Here is a 7,571-nt window from a genome sequence, read left to right on the forward strand (position 1 = left end):
CGAAGAGGAGGCGGTGCGAGCCGTACTGGGATATCTGAGAATTGGTGGCGAATAGGCTTGAGCCGACGGATATACGAGCTGGCTCCAATAGACTTAAGCAAGGGGCGGTTTGGCAATATTGAATTGCAAACTCGACATTGCGGAATCCTAGCCCATGCCGCCATTTGTATGACGTCAAGCTTTGCGACCTATGGCTGCTTGTTGGACAACCAAGTTTCCGTCAGAAGGCCAACCCTGGCGCAAAGCAGACCCGGGGCTTACCTGTACAGTTGGTCTCAGAACCCCAGCGAAGTTTCAGCTGATCACGTTCTTTCTGGGCATTTGGATTTAATGCATGGAGCACCGACACTAGAAGAGGTCGGCACCGCGGGATGCAGAAACGAACAATGTTTCGGCCCGCTGCGTGTAACGGCGCTTGCAACGGGGCGGAATTCGTCCATAACTTTACCGATAGTACTTTAGCAAGCATGCCGATGATCGGCTCGGCGCGCGGCAAAAAATCGTCTGGCGACAGACAAAGCGGGAAGTAAGAATGGTCGATATCATCAAACGTACGACCCTTATGGTGCGCGACGCAGAACGGGCCGCTCATTGGTATGAAACTGTTTTTGGGATGAGCCGATGGATGGATGTGCCTTTCACTTTGTCAGGCACTCAGCTGGCGGCTGGCAAAAAAGGTGATCAGACCCGATTGGTGATCCTTAAATGCGACCATGATATGATCGGGATGATTGGCCTTCTTGAATGGCTCGACCCAAAGCAGGATGCGCCCCTCGAATTGCCAACAAAAATTGGCTTCGGCGCACCAATTTTTGTTGTCGCTGCCAAGGATTGCAGGGCATCTGTCGAGCGCGCGCGCGCCTTAGGATCGTTCATTTATTGCGAGCCCTGTGATTCAACGGTCACGGGTGCGGATGGAAACGAAAAGCAACTAATCGCGGCCAGTTTCTTTGACCTAGACGGTTACTTTTTCGAAGTGAATGAGCACATTAAATGAGAGAACTCGCCGCCTTTGACGCTTTAGCGGATGGCAAGTCCATCCATGACGACGCTAATTTCAGCTGGCGCGTGGCGCGCCATCCGGTTGGCAATGTCACACCAGATGACTTCAGCTGGGCACAAAGTGCGATTCCCGAGCCAGAGCCGGGGCAGGTCTTGCTCAAGACACACTACCTTGGCCTTGCGCCCGTCATGCGCATGTACATGATGGGCGGCAGCCCGTCGGGCGAAGTGCCGCTCGGGATCGGCGATGTCATCCATGGCCGTGGGGTCGCCCAGATTATCAAGTCGCGCAATCCCAATTGGCGCGAAGGTGACCTCGTACAGGGCCAAATGGGTTGGCAGACTTACAAAGTCTCGTCCATGACCCCGCAAGAAAAATTCTTTCCAATGCCAAAAAATGGCCTGCCTGCAGCGCTAGGGTCAGGCGTACTGGGGATGACGGGGCTCTCTGCCTATGCGGGCCTGTTTCCAACTGGCGACCCGCGCAAAGGCGACCTCATGGTCTTATCGGGTGCTGCCGGTGGTGTTGGTTCAATGGTCAGCCAGATTGCAGCCAATGTGGTTGGTTGTGATGTAGTTGGCATTGCCGGTGGGGCGGGCAAATGCGCTTTTGTGCGCAATCATGGCTGCTCTGCAGCAATCGATTATAAGAATGAAAATCTGGTCGAACGGCTCGATGCGCTTAGGCCGGATGGCATTGATCTGTATTTTGACAATGTCGGTGGAGAAACCTTGGAAGCCTGTATGGAGCGCCTACGCATGCATGCGCGCGTGATTCTGTGCGGGTCAATCAGCGAGTATGCACGCACCGACCCTTTCGCTTTGGCCAATTATACAAGACTTCGCAGAACCGATAGCCGCATGCAGGGCTTCTTTGTTTACAATCACATTAACCGCTGGGACGCTGTTATGGCGGATCTGGCGGGCTGGATCCGTGAAGGCAAGCTGAAGCCAGTTCAAGACATCATCACGGGGTTCGAAAACATGCCCAAGGCCTTGGCCCAACTTTACTATGGTCAAAATGTAGGTGTGCAATGCTGCTCGGTTCGCGGCGAACCAAAGGATTGGCGATGACGGGTCTTCGTTTCCAGCGCGGGAATTATGTTGTCGCCGATTTGGATCGGGCGTTGACCTTCTATCAGGATGTTCTGGGTTTTCAGGTGACCTACATCCTGCCTCCCAATCCAACGAGCTATTCCTATTCGGTGTTCGCTATTCCGGCCGAAGCCGTGATGCGCTTCTGCGTGTTGTCAACACAAACTCAAGTGCGCGTTATGGCGCTAACAGAGGTCGCCAACCTATCCTTGTCTGCAGTCCCCCATCCTCGTCGGTCTGCAATTGTCCTGGAGATTGACGAGCTTGATGCAGCAATTGCTGGCGCGCTCGCCTTAGGTCTCACCGTCTTTGATGAGGAAGTTTTGCACACCAAAGATGGGCGCATCGGCCGCGAAATCGGGATTGTCGACTTTGATGATAATCTGGTGGTGCTCTACAAAATTCTAGGAGAAGCATAATGGGGGATCGTTATCCGACAGCGCGGGCAGGCTGGACGCTCACCGTCATGCTGACCATTGCATACATTTTCTCTTATCTAGATCGAAACATTCTTGGCTTGTTGATTGGTCCGATCAAGCAAGATTTGGGTTTGCGAGATGATCAATTAGGCTATGTCATTGGTCCGGCGTTCGCGATTTTCTACGCGACAATGGGCCTTCCTTTTGGCTGGCTGGCAGATCGCGTCAAACGAACCCGTTTGGTCGCAGCCGGTATTGCCTTTTGGTCGTTGGCAACCGCTGTGACGGGCTTCGTAACCGGCTTCTGGCAATTGTTCGCTGCCCGAATGGCCGTCGGGATTGGTGAAGCGGTATTGAGCCCATCAGCCATGTCGCTCATCGGTGACAGCTTTCCTGAAGAAAAGCGCGCACGACCCGTTGCTTTTTATTCCGCTGCGCTCTCGCTAGCGGTTGGGTTAAGTGCCATCGCGACCTGGGGCATCATCAGCTGGGCCAAAGGTTCTGCCACCATTGCCGTGCCACTTCTCGGCGACTTAAAGCCGTGGCAGTTTTCCTTTGTTGCCGTCGGTCTGCCGGGATTGTTGGTCGCACTGATATTCCTGCTTCTGCCCGAACCGCCGCGTCAGCCCGCCGTCAAAGGCGAGGAAGGTAATGGCGTGCGCGACGCTGCGCGCCTGATCGGAGGGAACTGGCAAGCCTATTTGGGTGTGATTTTGTTGGTCTGCGTCATGACGACAGTGACATATGGCCAAGGCAGTTTTGGTCCCGCTGCGTTTAACCGTGCCTATGGTTGGCCGACAGAAATATACGCGCTTTACAATGGTATCGGCACGATGATCGTTGGGCCCGGGTCACTTGTTTTGACCAGTTGGCTCATTATGCGGATGCAGGCCAAAGGCATGTCTGATGCCCCCTATCAGGTTAGCATGTGGGCCTTTATCATGATGGTTGTGCTGTGCACCCTGCCGTTTCTCGTAAACATGCCTGTGGCCACATTGGCGCTGAACATTCTAAGTACTGTTCCCCTGTCGATGCTAACTGCTGGGGCGATGCTGGCGCTGTTGGCGATCACACCATCATCCGTGCGCGGCCAAGTGGTTGCGCTTTATTATGTTGCGATCAATATCACGGGCTTGTTCCTTGGACCTACAACGGTGGGCTGGCTGTCGACCAACCTGTTCGGCGAAGCCAACTTACGTTGGGCGATTGCCATATTGCCCGTCATCTTTGGCGTTATTCCTCTGATTTTGCTGCCAGCGATTGGTCGAGCCTATCGCTTACGCCTTGCTGCGCTGGAGCCTGCCAGCACATAGGCCTCAAACTTGTGTGCCAGACTGGCCAGATGTCGGCGATCAGGTGCAGACGGTGGGCTAGGGGCCAAAGCTGAATTCTCTGCATTTGCAGATGACGTTGATGCAACCATTAGCGCTGCAGCGCGCGCGATGGAAAAAATCTAGAACCCTTTTCTATCAAAACCTGCGCCTGCGATGAGGATGCAGTCGGGGGCTAACAATTTCGAACTTGGGTCCTCACCGTGTTTGGCGGCCGCCTTTGAATGTCACGCAAGACTAATTGTAAATGCTCTGCTACCCATCGCTGCGCCTTTAAATGTCTGCTTTAGAGAATGGAGTAATACTTTCCGGTAGAGCGCCTGTGGCGCATGTGGGACTATCCGAATTTCGACAGAACTTGGCCGAAAGCGGATAATCTGGATCCTAGGGTTTTATCAATTTTGGCTATGCGAAAGGACTCCGCCTATCGCAAAATCTTCCAAGTAGGAGGTGTCCAAGACGCCTCAACCTTGAGATGCACTTCGATAGCGTGCTTGCGCAAAACCATCGGAGTTGGCCGCCAGATCGCCGGATATATGATGCAGGCCTGCAGCCGTTGTCATGTGTAGGGCAATTCCAGCGGGGCCTTGGACGCGCGCGAGAAAGCCGTCAGCTTCGCGGGTTAGTTCAACATGTACATCGCCGACTGGGGTTGGAAAAACGCCCGACGCGTGTTCGAGATTGGCCAAGTTCGGCGCGACACCAATACTGAGATAACCCGGTGACAATGGATAAACGCCAAGTACCCTGCGACTTAATTGCCAAGTAGGCGAGGCGGAGAAGGCGTGGCAAAGACTAGCCGTTGGTTCAAAGCTCTCCCATAAAGTGGTTGCGCCGCGTGCGAGCATCGGACCAAAACGCGCGCGCATCAGTTCAATAGCTGCACCCAATTCGCCACGCTCGGCCAAAGCCTCATAGACGAAGTGGCTGTAGAAGGTATTGGCAAGGACCACACCACTTTCGGGATCCAAGGTTTCACCGCTATTGGCAATGGGCGGCGCGGCAGTGAAGGTGAGACGCTCCCCATCCGTGATACGCGCGATAGCAGAGGCCGCGCGGCTGTCGGGCATCTCGCCCCACAACATGAGAGCTGCATTGGCATGTTGGGATGCACGAAGTTCCTGTTCTCCCGTTGCAGGGTCAAGGACGTCAACATAGACACCGCGCCTCTCATCCCAATGGAGCTCATGCAATGCTGTTTGTGCCTTGAGCGCGCGGGCTCGATATGTAGCGGCGGCCCGACCCATGTCGCAGGCTTCACACAATGTGGCGGCGGCTTTCCAAGCGCCGACCAATTGGGCATTCAAGGCAGCGGCAAAGCCATGGCGTCCCACACCTGCCCAGTCCATGAAATGCCAATAGGGCATATTTGGCAAAAGCCCATTGTCGGCCAATAGTCGTTCAAACCATGCTAGGGCCTTTTGGATCGAAGGGATGATGGTCTCGATGGTGGCTAAGTCGCCACTGTGCTGATAATGATCACCGGCATTCAATATCCACTGCAGCGTCCAATCCGGGATCAAAAGTCGATCTGTATAATGGTCGCCAGGGGCGAACATTTGTGTCAGCCCGTCTGGCCGCTGACTTTCCGCGGCTTGGCATAAGAACTTCGCGTTTAACGGCACGATGCTTGGCCCAAACGCCGCCCAACCCACAAGATTTTCAACGGTCGCATCTCCAAGCCATTGGCGCTGCTCCCGGCTTGGACAATCCTCCCAAGCATCATGCATACACATTTCAAGTGTATAGGCCCCTGTGGCCCAAAGTTCATTGAGAAAGGGATCAGAGCAGGTAAAACTGCCGCGTCTGTCGACTGGATAATTCTCAGTTCTGGCGCCAAGGCCGGTTAATGTTAGGCCGTCCGGGGCATTGCGAATGACAACTTGCATCCATCGGATCGCGCACCATTCGAACCGTTCGAAGACTTGCTCACCTGGCCGCGCAGTATAGCGACAAATATGGGCATCGAGCCCAAGAAGTGGTTTCCGCGTAAGTCGCACATCTGCCTTTAGCCCAGCCGGGTCCCATTCACCCGGTAAATGCTCCGAGCAGGCAATCTCGATCATTTCGCCGCCCTTGGCGATCATTGAGACGCGGGGGCGACCTGTGATGATGCGACCGAAATCCAGCAAGAAGGAGACATCTTGGTCTGACGTCGTCTTGATTGTGACATTGGCATGCTCGGGCTTCAAAAGCTCCATGCGATCAGAAACTGCGTCTTCAGCGCCAACCAGCAAATCTTCTTCATAAAGACGACGCTCAATGGGTAGACTGGCATCAGAACGTTGGCCTTTAATCCAAACCACGCGTTTTGCGCCTGCCAAGCCATAGCGCATCGGTGGAATGCCGCGCGGCACAAGGGTCGGGAAAGGTTTGACTTCCAAACCGCCAAAGAAAGCCTCTGGTCCACCCCCTCCGGCCTGCAGGATTTGAGCCTCGTCCCATGCGGCATCATCAAAATCAGGTTCTAACCAATTGTCCGGTAACAAATTGGCATCCAGGCTTTCGATAAAGCCAAGGCCATGATTGATCCGCGGAGTCGCTTGCTCCCATGCATGGGATTCAATACAGCGCCACGCGCAATCGCTCATCAGGCGTTGTGTCTCGGATTGTGTCGTAATCCGTCCTTCAACCCAAAGGCCACCCTCGCCAAACACAGGATTCCACATACCTTTGACGCCTTCGTAAAAGGCGGTATCGACGCCGTAGGTATGGATCAAAACACAGATTGCGTTCGCGCCAACACGCAGATGGGCATTGATGGGCCAAGTATCATAGCGCTGGAACAGGGGGCTGCACCGAACCGGCCCCCGGCCAATCTCTTTTCCATTGACGAATGCCACGTAACGTCCGTCAACTGTGATCGAGACCTCGGCTTGGCTCGTCACATCCGAGACGTTCACCACCCGACGAAACAAAAACCACCGATTGGGCTTTTCTTTGCGCGCGCCTCGTCCGCGCGGGGCGGCTAACTGGCCCATAGGATCAATAGGCTGTCGTGGTGACCAGATGAAAGGGGCAGGCGGATTCAAGCGCATTGTTAAACGTCCCCGTTTCGAACTTCAAACACACCTAAAGGCAAAACAGAGGCCTTCTCATTGGCAGAGATCTTGGCTGACTAGAACAAACGTCTTCAGGAATGTGCTAATCGCAGGAAGATGCATTCCAGCCATCGAATGCACTAAGGTCAAGCACAACGGGAAGTTCAATACAGCTGCCCTAGACAGACACGGAAATACCCGCAGTCGTCCACCCCACCGAAAAGTTTTCCATAGCTCCCTTCACACACCAAAGCCGTCAAACCATGGTAGCAAATTGGTGGCAAACCTAAAATGGGTATCTTTCCCGACCCGTCGCAAAGCTTGGTCTCGGCTTTCAGTTGTTGATTTTTAAATAAAAACTGGTGCCGCAAACAGGATTCGAACCTGCGACCCCATCATTACGAAAAGTGAACCCCTCGTTTTTTCGCGTTTTCATGGCTTGTCACGATTTTTCGTAATATATTGCGCTACATAGATTTTCTTGTAATGTTATGGGACAGCTTGTTACTGAATTTTTCCCATTTGGTAGCAAATTGGTAGCAAAAAAAGCTGAAAATGGGTCCAAACTTCGCCATTTTTGAGATGATGGTGTCGCGTGATGGGGTCGATTGATAGCACAAAAATGGCATAGGAAGTTGACAATGTCAGACGTTTTGAAGGCGAAAATCAACAAGAGATTTGTC

The 7,571-nt window shown here is 53.6% G+C and carries 5 protein-coding genes; 4 read left to right on the forward strand and 1 reads right to left on the reverse strand.

The window, feature by feature from the left end; translation table 11 throughout:
* Nucleotides 1-532 precede the first annotated feature (532 nt).
* Genes ACIQ20_RS14940 through ACIQ20_RS14955 form a run of 4 tightly spaced genes read left to right on the forward strand, consistent with a single transcriptional unit; the run spans nt 533 to nt 3,829 of the window.
* Nucleotides 533-997, forward strand: a complete 465-nt coding sequence (locus ACIQ20_RS14940; RefSeq protein WP_346381169.1) for a VOC family protein — start codon at nt 533-535, stop codon at nt 995-997.
* Nucleotides 994-2,076, forward strand: coding sequence for an NADP-dependent oxidoreductase (locus ACIQ20_RS14945; RefSeq protein WP_395781670.1), 1,083 nt, complete (start codon nt 994-996; stop codon nt 2,074-2,076). The genes ACIQ20_RS14940 and ACIQ20_RS14945 overlap by 4 nt, the downstream gene beginning before the upstream one ends.
* Nucleotides 2,073-2,516 carry a VOC family protein gene (locus ACIQ20_RS14950; protein ID WP_346381171.1) on the forward strand — a complete coding sequence of 148 codons (444 nt, stop codon included), beginning with the start codon at nt 2,073-2,075 and terminating at the stop codon, nt 2,514-2,516. Before ACIQ20_RS14945 ends, ACIQ20_RS14950 begins: the two co-directional genes overlap by 4 nt.
* Complete coding sequence (locus ACIQ20_RS14955) at nt 2,516-3,829, forward strand: MFS transporter (RefSeq protein WP_346381172.1); 1,314 nt, start codon at nt 2,516-2,518, stop codon at nt 3,827-3,829. Before ACIQ20_RS14950 ends, ACIQ20_RS14955 begins: the two co-directional genes overlap by 1 nt.
* Nucleotides 3,830-4,311: 482 nt before the next feature.
* On the opposite strand, the gene ACIQ20_RS14960 is transcribed toward ACIQ20_RS14955, so the two are convergent.
* On the reverse strand, nt 4,312-6,885 hold the full coding sequence (locus ACIQ20_RS14960; protein ID WP_395781673.1) for an alpha-L-rhamnosidase N-terminal domain-containing protein: 2,574 nt from the start codon (nt 6,883-6,885) through the stop codon (nt 4,312-4,314).
* Between the last annotated feature and the right edge of the window lie 686 nt (nt 6,886-7,571).

It is taken from the genome of Aquidulcibacter sp. (assembly GCF_044346625.1).
Lineage (GTDB): Bacteria > Pseudomonadota > Alphaproteobacteria > Caulobacterales > Aquidulcibacteraceae > Aquidulcibacter.

What these genes read in the sequence shown, in the direction of transcription:
- ACIQ20_RS14940 (WP_346381169.1), top strand. Translation starts at nt 533, where the DNA reads ATGGTCGATATCATCAAACGTACGACCCTTATGGTGCGCGACGCAGAA.
- ACIQ20_RS14945 (WP_395781670.1), top strand. Translation starts at nt 994, where the DNA reads ATGAGAGAACTCGCCGCCTTTGACGCTTTAGCGGATGGCAAGTCCATC.
- ACIQ20_RS14950 (WP_346381171.1), top strand. Translation starts at nt 2,073, where the DNA reads ATGACGGGTCTTCGTTTCCAGCGCGGGAATTATGTTGTCGCCGATTTG.
- ACIQ20_RS14955 (WP_346381172.1), top strand. Translation starts at nt 2,516, where the DNA reads ATGGGGGATCGTTATCCGACAGCGCGGGCAGGCTGGACGCTCACCGTC.
- ACIQ20_RS14960 (WP_395781673.1), bottom strand. Translation starts at nt 6,885, where the DNA reads ATGCGCTTGAATCCGCCTGCCCCTTTCATCTGGTCACCACGACAGCCT.